This is a genomic window from Ruminococcus sp. NATIVEDY160 (assembly GCF_045819885.1).
Taxonomy (GTDB): domain Bacteria; phylum Bacillota; class Clostridia; order Oscillospirales; family Acutalibacteraceae; genus Ruminococcoides.
Genome location: NZ_CP162391.1, coordinates 1,764,376 through 1,778,265, shown reverse-complemented (window position 1 = coordinate 1,778,265; position 13,890 = coordinate 1,764,376). Strand labels below are relative to the sequence as shown.

The 13,890-nt window shown below is 55.4% G+C and carries 11 protein-coding genes; 7 read left to right on the top strand and 4 right to left on the bottom strand.

Features of this window, described 5'->3' with window-relative positions; all coding sequences use genetic code 11:
* Nucleotides 1-65: 65 nt before the first annotated feature.
* Nucleotides 66-1,340, bottom strand: a complete 1,275-nt coding sequence (locus AB1I49_RS08740; RefSeq protein ID WP_186834320.1) for a hemolysin family protein — start codon at nt 1,338-1,340, stop codon at nt 66-68.
* Between the two features lie 208 nt (nt 1,341-1,548).
* Between AB1I49_RS08740 and AB1I49_RS08735 the strand changes: the two genes are divergently transcribed.
* The 6 genes from AB1I49_RS08735 to mscL all read left to right on the top strand — a co-directional run bounded on the left by AB1I49_RS08735 (nt 1,549) and on the right by mscL (nt 10,007).
* Nucleotides 1,549-2,265 (top strand): ClpP family protease, encoded by a 717-nt coding sequence (locus AB1I49_RS08735; protein WP_399552654.1) that lies wholly within the window; start codon nt 1,549-1,551, stop codon nt 2,263-2,265.
* 62 nt (nt 2,266-2,327) lie between these two features.
* Nucleotides 2,328-3,311 carry an undecaprenyl-diphosphate phosphatase gene (locus AB1I49_RS08730; RefSeq protein ID WP_407720750.1) on the top strand — a complete coding sequence of 328 codons (984 nt, stop codon included), beginning with the start codon at nt 2,328-2,330 and terminating at the stop codon, nt 3,309-3,311.
* Nucleotides 3,312-3,330: 19 nt separating this feature from the next.
* Nucleotides 3,331-6,078, top strand: a complete 2,748-nt coding sequence (locus AB1I49_RS08725; protein ID WP_407720749.1) for an FtsK/SpoIIIE family DNA translocase — start codon at nt 3,331-3,333, stop codon at nt 6,076-6,078.
* A 76-nt stretch (nt 6,079-6,154) separates the two neighbouring features.
* Nucleotides 6,155-8,011 (top strand): YgiQ family radical SAM protein, encoded by a 1,857-nt coding sequence (locus AB1I49_RS08720; RefSeq protein ID WP_407720748.1) that lies wholly within the window; start codon nt 6,155-6,157, stop codon nt 8,009-8,011.
* 270 nt (nt 8,012-8,281) lie between these two features.
* The gene (gene tyrS, locus AB1I49_RS08715) at nt 8,282-9,508 is read left to right on the top strand and encodes a tyrosine--tRNA ligase (RefSeq protein WP_186834317.1); all 1,227 of its coding nucleotides are present in this window, start codon (nt 8,282-8,284) and stop codon (nt 9,506-9,508) included.
* A gap of 61 nt (nt 9,509-9,569) precedes the next feature.
* On the top strand, nt 9,570-10,007 hold the full coding sequence (gene mscL, locus AB1I49_RS08710; RefSeq protein ID WP_186834316.1) for a large conductance mechanosensitive channel protein MscL: 438 nt from the start codon (nt 9,570-9,572) through the stop codon (nt 10,005-10,007).
* Between the two features lie 150 nt (nt 10,008-10,157).
* Here the strand turns inward: mscL and AB1I49_RS08705 are convergent, their stop codons facing one another.
* Genes AB1I49_RS08705 through AB1I49_RS08695 form a run of 3 tightly spaced genes read right to left on the bottom strand, consistent with a single transcriptional unit; the run spans nt 10,158 to nt 13,554 of the window.
* On the bottom strand, nt 10,158-10,658 hold the full coding sequence (locus AB1I49_RS08705; protein WP_316609557.1) for a phosphatase PAP2 family protein: 501 nt from the start codon (nt 10,656-10,658) through the stop codon (nt 10,158-10,160).
* Between the two features lie 32 nt (nt 10,659-10,690).
* Nucleotides 10,691-12,526 (bottom strand): asparagine synthase (glutamine-hydrolyzing), encoded by a 1,836-nt coding sequence (asnB, locus tag AB1I49_RS08700; protein ID WP_407720747.1) that lies wholly within the window; start codon nt 12,524-12,526, stop codon nt 10,691-10,693.
* Between the two features lie 5 nt (nt 12,527-12,531).
* A complete protein-coding gene (locus AB1I49_RS08695; RefSeq protein ID WP_186834313.1) occupies nt 12,532-13,554 on the bottom strand; it encodes a hypothetical protein in 1,023 nt (340 codons plus the stop codon).
* 82 nt (nt 13,555-13,636) lie between these two features.
* Here AB1I49_RS08695 and AB1I49_RS08690 point away from each other — a divergent pair, with 82 nt between their 5' ends.
* Nucleotides 13,637-13,882 carry a YabP/YqfC family sporulation protein gene (locus AB1I49_RS08690; RefSeq protein ID WP_186834312.1) on the top strand — a complete coding sequence of 82 codons (246 nt, stop codon included), beginning with the start codon at nt 13,637-13,639 and terminating at the stop codon, nt 13,880-13,882.
* The last annotated feature ends 8 nt before the right edge of the window (nt 13,883-13,890 follow it).

The window sequence follows — 13,890 nt, the reverse complement described above, 5'->3', positions numbered from 1 at the left end:
AAAACAGGAAAGGCTGAATTTTCAGACCTTTCCTGTTTTTGTATGTATTGGTTTTAGATTGCTGATTATGACTCCGCTTCCTCTTCTGCGGATTCCTCGAGCTTTTTGACCACAACGCGCATGATGCGCTGATTCTCGACCTCCATGACGGTGAAGCGGAAGCCGTCAGCCTCAATGCTCTCGCGCTTTTTGGGGATAGTGCCCGCGTGCTCGAGAATGAAGCCGCCGACGGTGATGGAGTCGCTTTCAAGCGCGCCCTCGTCGATGTTGAAGAGCGCGAGCATATCGTCAAGCTCGATGTCGCCGTTGACAAGGAACTCGTCCTTGCCGATTTTGTAGTAGGTGTGCTCGATTTCCTCGTCCTCGTCCCAGATATCGCCGACAATTTCCTCGAGCAAATCCTCCATCGTCACGATACCGAGCGTGCCGCCGTATTCGTCGGTGACGATAGCGATGTGGTTTCTGGTGCGCTTGAAGTTGCTCAGGATCTTTGAGAGCTGCTGTGATTTGAATACGAAGAACGGCGGCTGAATGATCTCCTTGAGCTCGGGAGCCTTGCCGTCCGCGAGGCATTCGAGATAGTCGCGTGTGTGCAGAATGCCGACGATATTGTCGATCGTTTCCTCATAGACGGGAATACGCGAGTAGCGGTTCTCGATGATGATGTCCTTGATTTTCTGCTGTGAGTCCTCGATGTTGATAAAAACCACGTCGACTCTCGGCGTGAGTATCTCCTCGGCGGTCGTCTCGTCAAAGTCGAGAGCCGAACGAACCATTTCGCTCTCGCTCTCCTCGAGAACGCCTTCCTCCTCAATGCTCTCGACGATGTATTTCAGCTCGTTTTCGGTTACGGAGGGAGCGTCCTCGCTCTTGCCCGCGATTTTGAGCGCGAGCGAGCGCAGCTTCATGAAGATGAAAACGAGAGGTGTGAGCACGATGGTGATGAATTTGAGCAGACCCGCGGTTTTTGCGGAGAAGTCGTCGCAGTGCTCCTTAGCAAGACACTTCGGGATAACCTCGCCGAAGGTCAGGATCAGCAGGGTGGTCGCGCCTGTGGCGATAGCGGAGCCTACGTCGCCGAAAAGTCTCAGGCAGAGCACCGTCGCAATGGACGAGCAGCCGAGGTTGACGATGTTGTTGCAGATAAGTATAGCGGTCAGGGCGTTGTCGAAGTGCTCGATAACGTACAGCACCTTTTCCGCGTTTTTGTCGCCGTTCTCAACCGAATGTTGGACGCGTATGCGGTTGACAAAGGAAAACGCGGTTTCGGTCGCCGAAAAGAATGCCGACAGCAGCACGAGCAGACCGATGACGACGCCCATTATTATGTTGGAATCCAAAGAAACTCACTCCATAATTGTATAATTACAATAATAGTACAATAATTCCGTAAAATAATTATTATTTATTAGAAATATAACGTGAAAATCTTGAAAAAGAATGCGTTTGATGATATAATACAAAATGGTTTCATATCGTTTTCGCGAAACTCATATGCATTACTGTCCGCCTTTCGGGAAAAATAACCGCGGAGGTGCGAAACAGAAAATGATTTTGCAAAGCGATGATGAATTTGTACGCTGTCCGGGCGATATGGAGCCCGGGACGGAGAATGAGGAGAGTCAGCCGTGCCAGCTTCCCGACACAGGCTCAATGCTCTTTGCCCACAAGGACAAGATAATACACTGCCTGACGATAATCGGTCAGGTTGAGGGACACTACCTGCTCTCCGACCGCAGCAAAACCACAAAGTACGAGCATATTCTTCCGCTTCTCGTGTCGATCGCCCAGGACGAGCGGATCGACGGACTGCTGATTCTGCTCAACACCGTCGGCGGCGACGTCGAGGCGGGGCTTGCGATAGCCGAGGTGATATCGGGGCTGAGAAAACCGACCGTGTCGATCGTACTCGGCGGCGGTCACTCTATCGGAATACCGCTCGCTGTAGCGGCGAAGCGCAGCTTTATCGCGAAGAGCGCTTCCATGACCGTCCACCCCGTGCGAACAACGGGGCTGACGCTCGGAGTGCCGCAGACCTTTGAGTATTTCCGCAGAATGCAGGACAGGATAACGAACTTTGTGGTCGAAAACTCAGGCATCACACCCGAGCGCTACAGCGAGCTTGTGCTAAACACGGGCGAGCTTGTCACCGACGTCGGAACTATCCTCGATGGAGAGGACGCGGTGCGCGAGGGTCTGATAGACAGCGTCGGCACTGTTTCCGACGCGATAGACGCGCTGTATGAACTCATAATCAACCAATAAAAACGCGAACGCCGTTTCCTTTAGCGGCAGCGGCGTTTGCCCAAAAACCAAGGAGGCTACATATGACAATTCTAGACGCAGTAATCCAGGGCGTAGTTCAGGGTCTGACCGAATTTCTGCCCGTGTCGAGCAGCGGCCACCTCGCCATCACCCAGCATATTCTGGGAGTAAGCGGCGAGAGCAACCTGTTCTTCGACGTAATGCTTCACATCGGCACACTTGTCGCGGTAATCATCTTTTACCACAAGCTGATCGGCAGCCTGATCGTGGAGTTTTTCCGCATGCTCAAGGACATTTTCACAGGCAAGTTCAGCTGGAAGAACATGAACTACGAGCGCAACCTCATTATGATGCTCATCATCGGACTTCTTCCGCTTGTTCTGGTGTTTATCCCGATTCCGGGCACAGGCATGAAGGTCAAGGATCTCGCGGACGTATTTTCCGCGTCGCCGGTGCTTCTGGTCACGGCAATCTCGCTGTGCGTAACGAGCGCCCTGCTTCTTGTCGGCATCATCTGCAACAAGCGCAACTCTCAGGTTTCCTTCAAGCACATGAAGGGCAGCTCCGAGGGTGCTAAGGGCAGAGAGAGCTACACCGTAGTCGACGCGCTCTGCGTCGGTCTTATGCAGTGTGTGGCGGCTATCTTCCCGGGTATCTCGCGTTCGGGCTCAACCCTCGCGGTCGGTGAAATGCGCGGCATCAACAAGCAGAAGGCTCTCGACTACACCTTCGTTCTCGGCACTCCCGCAATCATCGCGGCAGCCGCTATGGAGGGTCTCGACGTAGTAAAGAACCCCGCTTCCGCCAATGTCGAGCTCGTGCCCACCCTTATTGGCATGGCGGTCTCGGCGGTAGTCGGCTACCTTGCTATCTGGATCTTCAAGTGGTTCCTCAAGTCCGATAAGATGATCATTTTCGTAGTCTACACCGCGGTAGTCGGCATCGGACTTATCGTCGTTTCAATCATCGAGATCATGAACGGCACCAACCTCTTCACAGGCGCGCCCATCGGAAACAATCTTTTCCCGATGCCCGTCGCAGGATAACTAAATAGGAGTGACAGCTTTGGCAGCAAAAAAGCAGTCAAAAAAATCTACAGCTAAATCAAAAACAGCCGCGCGCACCCGCGCAAAGCGCAAATCGCCGCAGCCGCAGAAGCCGCGGCTCAGCCCGAGAATAAAGTCGATACTATACGTCGCTCTGGCGATAATCTTCGGCGTGATGGTATTCATTCCCGGCAGCAACGTCTGGACGGCTATCCGCTCGTTCTTCTTCGGCATCTTCGGTCTGGGAATGCTGCTGATTCCCGCGTTTTTCATCTACATGACCGTGATGAATGAGAAAGAGAGGTACGTCGCGCACTTTGAGGCGAAGGTCGCGCTGTGCGTGCTGACGATACTCTTCGCGGGCGCGTTCGTCTATATGCTCGGCGGCGCGAAGCACCAGAATATGAACTACTTCGCGGCGCTCGGCAACCTCTACCTCGACGCGTTTAACGACACGGGCTACATTCCGCTTGTCTGCGGTCTGATTGGCGGCATTCTGGGCTATCCGCTCGCGTTCTTCTGCGGCAGCACGGTCGCGCTTATTCTCACCATAGTCGCGCTCGCCGTTCTGATATTTATCCTCACCAACCTCAGCGTAAAGGACGTTGCGCGAGCCGCGAGCCGCACAATGGACCGCGCGAAGCGTGCGGGCGAGGAACAGCGCCGCCGCTACCGTGAGCGCATGGAGCAGCGACGTCAGCGTGACGAGGAGGAACGCCGTCAGCGCGAGCAGGAGGAGTACATAAACGACAGGTACGCGACGGATTTTCCGCAGTACACGCCGTCGAATACGGGCGCGATCGATATTCCGCTCGATTCCCCCAAGAAGAAGCGCCGCAAGCGCAGGGATGTGCCCGAGGAGAAGGTCGAGCAGAGCAACACCGAGGTCGATTATTCCGACTCCAACGAGGGCAACGCCTCCGAGCTTGACCTTTCGACCGACCTGATAAATATCATCAGCCGCGCGGAGCGTTCCTACGACCACAATACAGATTCGACCGTCGAGCATATCGCCGACGATATCTCTCAGGAGAAGCGCTCGCAGCACATCTCACAGGGAGCGGTTCAGGCTGACCCCGAGACCGTGCCCGTCGAGGTGCCGAAGCGCGAGCCGCCCAAGAAGCCTGCAGAGCCTGCCGCTGAGCCGTCGGAGTTCGACAACGCCGGCTACAAGGCGGAGCAGCCGGTTGAAAAGAAGAAGGTCTATCATTATCCGCCGATACAGCTTCTGCGGCTCAACGAAAACAACAACGACCTCAGCGCGCGCGAGGAGCTTGAGCAGAATTCGCGCAAGCTGGTGGACACGCTCCAGAGCTTCGGCGTAAACGCGAAGATCGTCAATATCTGCCGCGGCCCGTCCGTAACACGCTACGAGCTGCAGCCCGCGCCGGGCGTAAAAATCAGCAAGATCACGAACCTCTCGGACGATATCGCGCTCAACCTCGCCGCCAACGGCGTGCGAATAGAAGCGCCTATCCCGGGCAAGGCGGCTGTCGGCATCGAGGTGCCTAACAAGGTCGTCAGCATGGTTTCGATGCGCGAGCTGATCGATTCCGACGTGTTCCGCAATTCAAAGAGCAAGCTGACCGCGGTGCTCGGACGCGACATCTCGGGCGATATTGTCGTCACGGATATCGCGAAAATGCCTCACCTGCTCATCGCGGGTACCACAGGCTCAGGTAAATCCGTCTGCGTAAACTCAATTCTTATCTCGATTCTTTACAAGGCGACTCCCGACGAGGTCAAGCTGCTGCTTATCGACCCGAAGATGGTAGAGTTCTCGAAGTACAAGGGCATTCCGCACCTGCTCGTGCCGATCGTATCCGACGCGAAGAAGGCAGCCGCGGCTCTGGGCTGGGCTGTCAACGAAATGCTCAACCGCTACAAGATATTCTCGGAGTACGACTGCAAGGATATCGACTCTTATAATTCTTTGATAGAAAAAAATATCCGCTATATGCGCGAGAATCCTCCCGTTGAGAACGAGGAGGGCGAGCTTGTCCAGCCCGTAATGGAGGTTGGCGGACTGCCCGTCGCCAAGGAGAAGATGAGCCGCGTCGTTATCGCTATCGACGAGCTCGCGGATTTGATGATGGCGGCGCCGAGCGAGGTAGAGGACAGCATCTGCCGTCTGGCTCAGATGGCGCGTGCCGCGGGCATGCACCTTATTCTCGCGACCCAGCGACCGACCGTTAACGTAATCACAGGTCTTATCAAGGCGAACGTCCCGAGCCGAATCGCGCTCAAGGTAAGCTCCAACATGGACAGCCGCACGATTCTCGACACGGGCGGCGGCGAAAAGCTCATCGGACGCGGCGATATGCTGTTCTCGCCCGTAGGCGCGCCCAAGCCCGTCCGCGTTCAGGGCTGTTACGCCTCCGAGGAAGAGATCGAGGGCGTAACGAGCTACATCAAGAAGTCCTCAAAAGCGGAGTACAACGCCGAGATCGAGGAGAGTATCAAGCGCATCGCCACAGAGGAGATCGCCCAGGGCAAGAAGAGCGGCTCGGACGGCGGCGACGACGGTCTTGACGTCGACTCCAAGATGGAAGAGGCTATCCAGTTCGTTATCGAGTCGGGACAAGCGTCCACGTCCATGCTCCAGCGCCGCCTGAAGGTCGGCTACGCGAGAGCGGGACGAATGATAGACGACATGGAACAGCTCGGCGTGGTAGGCCCTCACCAGGGTTCAAAGCCGCGCGACGTTCTGATGACCTACAGCGAGTGGCTTGAACGCCGCAACGCGCTGCAGAACAGGGAAGAATAAAACGGGTGCGGGCATAGCCCGCCCGCAGCTTTCAATTTTTCATTTTCAATTTTACATTAAAAACGGGGTGATCAACATGGCTTTCCTTCCTATGAACGCCGCCGAGGTGAAGGCGCGCGGCTGGGACGGAGTTGACTTTGTATATGTCAGCGGCGACAGCTATGTCGATCACCCTTCTTTCGGCGCGGCGATAATCACGCGCGTGCTCGAGGACTGCGGAATGCGCGTGGCGTTTCTCGCGCAGCCCGACTGGAGGAAGACGCGTGATTTTACACAGTTCGGCAGGCCACGTCTGGGTTTCATGGTGTCGGCTGGAAACATCGACAGCATGGTTGCCCACTACACCGTCGCCAAGCGCAAGCGTCACGACGACGCCTACACCGCAGGCGGCAAAAACGGCAGACGTCCCGACAGAGCGGTCACGGTCTACTGCCGCAAAGTCAGAGAATGCTACCCCGACAGCCCGATAATCATCGGCGGACTTGAGGCTTCTCTGCGGCGGTTCGCGCACTACGACTACTGGAGCGACAGTGTCATGCCGTCGATACTCTTTGACAGCGGCGCGGATTTGCTCGTCTACGGCATGGGCGAGCTGCAGACTGTTGAGATCGCAAAGCGACTAAGCGAAGGCTACCCGGCTGAAGCGCTGCAGGATATCCGCGGCACCTGCTTCAAGGTGAGGACGAAGGACTACGTGCCGAAGTCAGCGGTCGAGCTGCCCTCATATGAGCGCGTCCGCGAGAGTAAACGCGACTACGCGATCGCCGCACGGCGAGAGCTCGAGGAAGCCGATGCGGTCAGAGGAAAGACGCTTATCCAGCGGCACGGAAATTACCTCCTGCTGCAAAATCCGCCTATGCCGCCGCTTGATACCGGGCAGCTCGACTGGGTATATTCGCTGCCGTATATGCGGTGGTACCCTGAGTGCTACGAGAAACAGGGCGGAGTGCCGGGCGTCAGGGAGGTTGAGTTCTCGATAACTCACAACCGCGGCTGCTTCGGCGCGTGCAACTTCTGTTCGCTCGCGTTTCACCAAGGGCGAGCCGTCACCGTCCGCAGCGAGGAGAGTGTGATAAAGGAAGCCGAGAGCTTTCTTGAGAATCCGCGCTTCAAGGGCTACATAAGCGACGTAGGCGGCCCGACGGCAAACTTCCGCCTGCCGTCCTGCGAAAAGCAGCTCAGGCTCGGACTCTGCAAGAACCGCAAGTGCTTGGCTCCGACGCCGTGCCCGAATATGCAGGTGTCGCACAGTGAATACCTCGGTTTGCTGCGAAAGCTGCGCTCGCTCGACGGCATAAAGAAGGTATTTATCCGCAGCGGAATCCGCTTTGACTACCTAATGGAGGACGAGAGCGACGAGTTTTTCTCAGAGCTGATAAAGCACCACATCAGCGGCCAGCTCCGCGTCGCGCCCGAGCACTGTTCGGCGGCGGTTCTCGACAAGATGGGCAAGCCGCATATCGAGGTATACAAACGCTTCTGCGACAGGTTCTACTCTCTTACGGGCAGGGCAAAGAAGGATCAGTACGTCGTGCCGTATCTCATGAGCAGCCACCCCGGTTCGCGCCTTAAGGACGCGGTAGAGCTTGCCTTGTTCTGCAAGGCTGAGAATATCCACCCGAAGCAGGTGCAGGACTTCTATCCCACACCGGGCACGATCTCGACGGCGATGTTCTACACGGAGCTTGACCCGTACACCCTCGAGCCTGTCTACGTGCCGAAAGCCGAGAGCGAGAAGGCTATGCAGCGCGCGCTGCTGCAGTATTTCATACCCGAGAACAAGCCGCTCGTTGTCAAGGCGCTGATAAAGGCGGGACGGCGCGATCTGATCGGCAGCGGCAAGAAATGCCTCGTCACGGCACCCGCGGGAATGGCGGATAAACAGAAGCCCAAAAAGAATAAGTATTCGCGGTACTCGCGCAAGAAAAAATAGCCTTTTGCGCAAATAACGCCGAAAATTATGCATTATTAACTAAAAAAGCCTTGACCGAAATGTGTTTAGAGGCTATAATATAAAAGTATTAACTAATACTGATACCTAATATAAAACGGACAGCCTTTGCGGTCTGTTTTTCGCAATACTTCGTTGTCGTCCTTGCAAGGCGTCAGCCTTGCGGCGTCCTTCGCCTTGTCTTGCGAAAAATATCCTCGCAAATCCAAGTCCGCTTTCTATAAGGAATCAGTATAAGAAAGGAATAGATTGATGGGAGTATATGAGGAACTCATTGCAAGAGGTCTGATTGCTCAGGTAACAGACGAAGAAGAAATAAGAGAACTGGTCAACACAGGCAAGGCGGTATTTTATATCGGCTTTGACCCCACGGCCGACAGCCTTCACGTAGGCCACTTCATGGCGCTCTGCCTGATGAAGCGCCTGCAGATGGCAGGCAACAAGCCTATCGCGCTTCTCGGCGGCGGTACAGGAATGATCGGCGACCCGTCGGGACGTACCGATATGCGCCAGATGCTCACAAAGGAACAGATCCAGCACAACGTAGAGTGCTTCAAGAAGCAGATGAGCCGTTTTATCGACTTCTCCGACGGCAAGGCTCTGATGGTTGACAACGCCGAGTGGCTGCTCGACCTCAACTACGTAGAGCTTCTCCGCGAGGTAGGCGCGTGCTTCTCCGTAAACAGAATGCTCGCGGCAGAGTGCTACAAGCAGAGAATGGAGAGAGGCCTTAGCTTCCTCGAATTCAACTATATGATCATGCAGTCCTACGACTTCTACGCTCTCTATCAGCGCTACGGCTGCAACATGCAGTTCGGCGGCGACGACCAGTGGAGCAATATGCTCGGCGGTACGGAGCTTATCCGCCGCAAGCTTGGCAAGGACGCTTACGCCATGACTATCAACCTGCTTCTCAATTCCGAGGGCAAGAAGATGGGCAAGACACAGTCGGGCGCAGTATGGCTCGACGCCGAAAAGACAAGCCCATATGATTTCTATCAGTACTGGCGCAACATCGACGACGCGGACGTTGTCAAGTGCCTCAAGATGCTGACCTTCCTGCCTCTCGACGAGATCGAGGAGCTCTCAAAGCTCGAGGGCAGCGAGATCAACAAGGCTAAGGAGATCCTCGCTCACGAGCTGACAGAGATGATCCACGGCAAGGAAGAGGCTGACAAGGCTCAGGAGGCAGCGCGCGCACTGTTCGGCAGCAAGCAGAACACCGACAACATGCCTTCAACCGAGCTTGAGGACGCAGACTTCGGCGACGACGGAATCGGCGTGCTCGACCTGCTCTCAAAGTGCGGACTTATCCCATCAAAGAAAGAGGGCAGACGTCTTATCGAGCAGGGCGGCGTATCGCTCGACGACGAGAAGGTGACCGAGGCTACCGCAAGGGTTACGAAGGAAGCGTTTGAAAAGGGCTTCGTCGTAATCAAGAAGGGCAAGAAGGTATTCCACAAGGCGATACTGAAATAATATTGGATTCAGGCAGAGTTTTCTGCTAATTTATAAAAAAGAGGAAAGAAGGAAAGTATCAATGAAAAAATTCTTCGGTGAGTTCAAAGAATTCATCAGCCGCGGCAACGTGCTCGACCTCGCAGTCGGCGTTATGATCGGCGGCGCGTTCAACGCGATCGTAACCGCACTCTGCGAAAAGATCATCACTCCGCTGATCAATCTCATCATCGGCACGATCGCGGGCAAGAGCATCGAGGAGATGACCAGCATGCTCAAGGTCGGCCCCGCCGACAACCCGATCGATTTCGGCGCGTTCATCGCCGCGATCATCAACTTCATCATCATGGCGTTCATCATCTTCCTGATCGTTAAGGGCTTCAACAAGCTCGCTTCTCTCAAGAAGAAGGAAGAAATCGAAGAAGCGCCCACAACAAAGGTTTGCCCGTTCTGCTGCAGCGAGATCGACATCAAGGCTACAAGATGCCCGCACTGCACAAGCGAACTCGACAAGAAGTAATAATAATTTTTCGCATAAAAAAGCGTGCGCACCTTGTGCGTGCGCTTTTTTCAGCCATCGCTCGTGCGCACGCAGGGCGCAACTGAGCGGGCAATACAAATAAAACGAGGTAATGAAAGGCTTCTGCCGATCATTACCTCTTTTTTTCTTTTATAGAATGAAATAAAACACCACGCCCGCGGTAATCCCTATCAGCGCGCCGACGACAACGTCGCGGATAAAGTGCGCGCCTGCCATAACGCGCGACGCTTCGATCATTGAGGCGAAGCACAGCGCGACAATGCCGAGCGGAAGGTTCACGCTGAGAAAGGTCATCGCGATGATGTACGCGCTCGCGGTGTGGCGGCTGGGCATGCTCTTGCGGACGGTTGTCTTGTGGAACACGGAGTCCATGCCGTACTTCTCGTAAGGGCGTTCCTCGTTGATCACGACTCGCATCACCGTTACCAGAATCAGCACACCGAGCGGCACCAGAATCAGCTTCTGCCACTCTATCCCGTAGCCGATCTCAAAGAACTTGTAGATCAGCAGGGCAGGGTAGGCGACGAACACGATGTACGGCAGCGCCTTGTATATTATCAGTAAAAATGTATTAGCGGTTTTGTTCTCGGAAAAAAACCGCACAGTTGTTTCGTAGCGTTTTCTGTTCATAGTTCAACTTCCTCGGCATTATTCTATCACACTCAGCCGACGATTTCAACACCGTATTTTTCGAACCAGTAATCAAGCTCAATGATGTACGCGAGGATCTGCGGAGCCTTCATCAACTGACCGTACCACGGCTCTGTAACGCTCTCGGGACTCTCGATAATATCCTCCACCGTTTTTTTGTCGAGCATTTCGGTGAGAACATTATTCTTTTGCAGAATTAACCGCACGCGCTTGGCACATTCCTCAAAGTACACGGGGTTGTGGGTTTTGGGGTACGGAGATTTTTTGCGCCACGCGATCTCCTTTGGCAGAACGTCCTCAAACGCCTTGCGCACGATCCCCTTTTCTCTGCCGCCGTAAGCCTTGAGCTTCCACGGCATGTTGTAGGCGTACTCAACGAGCCTGTAGTCGCAGAACGGCACTCTCACCTCAAGACCGCTGTACATCGAGCAGCGGTCTTTTCTCTCGAGAAGGCACTGCATGAACCAATAGAAGTTGAGGAAGAACATCTCGCGCATTCTCGCTTCAAGCCTACTGTCTGTGCTCAGCTTCGGCGCTATTGAGATCGTGTCGAGGTAACGCTGCCGCACGTACTCCTCGCCGCGCGGCAGTAAGCCCTTCTTGAGCAGCTTTCGCCGAACGTCCTGACTCCGCGACCATGGAAAGCAGTCCTCAAAGAGAATGTCCTTGTTGTGGTACCACGGATAACCGCCGAAGAGCTCGTCGGCGCATTCTCCCGAGAGCGCGACGGTATAGTCCTTCTTTATTTCGCGGCAAAAGAGCAGCAGCGAAGAGTCGACGTCCGCGTACCCGGGCAGGTCGCGCGCTTCAACGCTGTCGTAAAGAGCGTCTGCAAGGAGCTTGTTGTCGAGGATAACCTCGCGGTGCTTCGTGTCCGCGTCCTTGACCATCAGCCCGATGTAGTCGGAGTCCTTGTTCGGCTGAAACAGGCTCTTTTGGAAGAACTCCGCGTTGTCGCGGTATTCGACAGAGTAGGTGTGTACCCTGCCCATGCGGTTTTCTCGGTGGTACATCGCGGCTGTTTTGACGATGATCGAGCTGTCTAAGCCGCCAGACAGGAATAGGCACCTCGGCACGTCGCTGATTAGCTGCCGCTGTATCGCGTCTGTCAGCAGGTACCGCGTGGTTTCGATAGTTTCCGCCTCGTTCTCGCCGTGCTCTCGCGCTTCGATCGAGAAGTAAGTCCTGCGCCTGAGCCGCCCGTTTTTGTAGACGGCGCACTCACCGGGGTTCAGCTCAAAAACGCCCTTAAACACTCCGCACGAGGGAGTTCTCGCAGGGCCGAGGAAGAATATTTCGTTCAGTCCCTGTTCGTCGATCTGCGGCTTGACAACTCCGCTTTTGAGCAGGGCTTTTATCTCGGAGCCGAAGATAAGTCCGCCGTCGTACTCATGATAGAACAGCGGCTTTACGCCGATTTTATCGCGGCAGAGAAAGAGCGTCCTGTCGCGCGTGTTGAAAACGGAGAAGGCAAATATTCCGTTGAGCTTTTCGGGGCACCTCTCGCCGTACTGAATGAAGGCTTTTAGCACGACCTCCGTGTCGCTGTGACCGCGGAAGTGAAAGCCCTTTGAGCGCAGCTCCTCACGCAGCTCCTCGGTGTTGTACAGCTCGCCGTTGTAAACGATGACATATGTCGCGTCGCCGTGACGCGCCGCCATCGGCTGTTTGCCGTTCTCGCGGTCGATAACGACAAGGCGGCGGTGTATAAGCGCGACGTCGCCGTTGAGGTAGATACCGTTTTCGTCGGGGCCTCGCCGCGTGAGAGTTTCAGACATCGCCTGCAGCGTCTCGCGCCTTTCCGTCATCATACAGTCCTTTTCGATCCAGCCCGCTATTCCGCACATAAAAATTACCTCCTGAGTTGATTTCGCAGTGTGAACAGAAAGCACACCGCGACTGTCAGCAGCGCCGCGCCCGAGAGCGCGCTGCCGCCGAAAAAGCCCGAACTGTCCACCGCCGCCGTCGAGAACACAGCCGTCTTTCTGACAAAGAGCCGCAGCCCGAAATGTGTCAGCAGAGCGGTGATCAGTCCTTGCAATATTCGGATAAAGAAAAATAACAACCTGTTGATTTTCAGCTCGCCGAGTGCGGCGAAAATCTGAAAGTGCACGCATAATCCGCCGAAGCCCACAGCGAAAGCGCAGAACTCTATCGGGCAGCCGCCGACCAGCTTCACCGCCGTGCATACCTCGAGCGAGGACAAGAGGTACCGCCGCACATCCTCATTCTGAATGACAATATCGAGTATGCCGCCGAACGCGCCGAACAGCACCGCCAGACCGCCGATACTCACCATGCTGACCGCCGCGCCGTGAGCCGCCTCAACAAGAGCTGTGCCGAAGGGCAGAGGCGTGAAGCGTACAGCTGCAGCCGGTGATTTATTATTCCGAAAAAGAATATTTGCTCCGACGGTGAGCAGTACGACCGAAGCCGCCTGAGCCGTGTAGATAATCAGCCCGACCGTTTCGTCGCCGTACATGCTGCCGACGAACCCTAGCAAAAATCCCGGCCCTGCGCAGACAAGGCAGTAGGCGGCGGTTTTCGCCTGCGATTCACTTAGCTGACCGCTGCGGTACATCTCGGCAGCCGCTTTAGCGCCGACAGGGTAGCCGCCGATAAGCGATAGCAGCATGACGGGCATGAGCGGAAGCCTGCTGCCGCCGAACCTGCACAGCCCGAGCTTCACCGCCAGTCCTGCCGCCGCCATAAAGGGGAAGAGCGACGGAACGAGCACGCCGAGACATAGGTTCAGTCCCTCGGCGGCGCCTTTTTTGCAGCCCTCCGGGAAAATGATCATCAGCGCAAAGCAAAGGGCAGCCGTGACCGCCGCGCCGATTGCTCCAAAACGCCGCGTGGAAATCCGTGCAAACATCACATCACCGCTAATATATATGACCGCTGCCGCATAAATATTTCCCGTAGGGGGTAATTTTCCCCGAAAAGGAGATGCTTTTATGAAAAAGAACCTCAGCGCGGTGCAGCTCGACCTCGGAACTGCGCCGCTGATTGAGATGAGCGGCAACCGCCGCGTAAACGTCGAGGGTTCAACGGGGATCCTGCTCTACGAAACGAGCAACATCAAGGTCAGCACGAACCGCATGGTGCTCTCGTTCGAGGGACGCGGGCTGAGCGTGCGCTGTATCTCGGGCTCGTGCGTCGAAATCGAGGGCTTCATCACAAAAATCGAGTTTATCAGCTGAGGTGGGAG